Origin of the sequence: Rahnella sp. AA (assembly GCF_002834385.1) — a bacterium.
Lineage (GTDB): Bacteria > Pseudomonadota > Gammaproteobacteria > Enterobacterales > Enterobacteriaceae > Rahnella.
The window spans coordinates 1-1414 of sequence record NZ_PITQ01000030.1; the positions used below are offsets into that span (position 1 = coordinate 1).

Below are 1414 nucleotides of genomic sequence, written 5' to 3' on the forward strand. Positions count from 1 at the left end.
ATATAGTCATTCGCACCCTGAGAATTACACTATTAAGTGATTCAGGGTATGCGCTTGCTGGTTACGAATATTGAGCGAGAATCATGCGATGATCGCCGCTTTTCTTTCGAGCCAGTAGGTGCTCCACGTTCGCTAACGAATACTCAGGGCATGCAGATAAACTGCTGGCTATATTTCTTTCGAAGAGCGTGGAATGCATACCAATCCCCTATAAAAAGGAGTTGGTGATGACTGTGACTAATCAATTTGCTGCGCACGTTGGTCTGGACTGGGCGGATAAAAAACACGATGTCTGTGTTCAGTTTAAAAACGGTGAACGCGTATTCGATGTGATTGAACATACAGCAGAAGCGCTTGATGCCTGGCTTACTGAGTTACACCAAAAAGTAAAAGGCAGAATCGCCATAGCTCTCGAGCTGAAGAAGGGCCCCGTGGTATATGCTCTTCAAAAATATCCCTTTATCACCGTTTTCCCCGTCCACGCGTTGTCCCTGGCTCGTTACCGGCAAGCCTTCTCGCCCAGCGGCGCTAAAGATGACCCGCAGGATGCAGAGCTGGCATTAGAGTTAATGCTGCGTTATCCCCAAAAGATAAAAGCTATTGAACCCGACAATGCGGATATTCGCTTACTTCAGCAACTGGTTGAGCAACGTCGTCAGTTGGTTGAAGACAAACGCCGCTTTGTGAATCGGCTCATCAACACGCTTAAACAGTATTATCCTCAGCCACTGGAGTGGTTCTCACATCGGGGTAGCTTACTGTTGTGTGAGTTGATTATCCGGTGGCCCAGTCTGCAACAACTGAAACGAGCCAGGCGCGACACGATCCGCAACTTTCTCAATGCCAAAGGTGGCCGCGCAATGGCTCTTACCGAGCAGCGTGTTGCGAGTATTGATAACGCGATCCCATTGACGACAGACCCGAGTGTTATAGAGGCTAATGCTTTGATGGCAACCGCACTGGCGACACAAATTAAAGTCGTGAGTGAAATCATCAAAACCTATGACGAACGAATCGAAACGCTGTTTGACACATTGCCAGATGCGGGGCTGTTCAAATCACTTCCGGGCATGGGGCCGTGTATGGGCCCACGGATGCTTGCTGCGCTTGGTGATAACCGTGATCGGTTTAACAACGCTGAAGAAATTCAAAACTATGCAGGTATTGCACCGGTGACCGAACGAAGTGGCCAGAAATCCTGGGTTCACTGGCGATGGCAATGTGCCAAGTTCGTCAGGCAGACCTTTGTTGAATGGGCGGCCAAGACGGTTAACTCATCATACTGGGCCAGACTTTATTATCAGGGACTGCGAGAAAAAGGAAAATCTCACCAGTCTGCAATCCGGGCTCTTGCCTTCAAATGGATAAGGATCATTTATCGCTGCTGGAAGACCAGAACCCAGTACGATGAAGC

1 protein-coding gene is annotated in these 1414 nt (G+C 48.9%); it reads left to right on the forward strand.

The window, feature by feature from the left end; genetic code table 11:
- Nucleotides 1–227: 227 nt before the first annotated feature.
- Nucleotides 228–1414: IS110-like element ISEsa2 family transposase (locus tag CWS43_RS27085; protein ID WP_101080208.1), on the forward strand; the 1187-nt coding region annotated here is incomplete at its 3' end.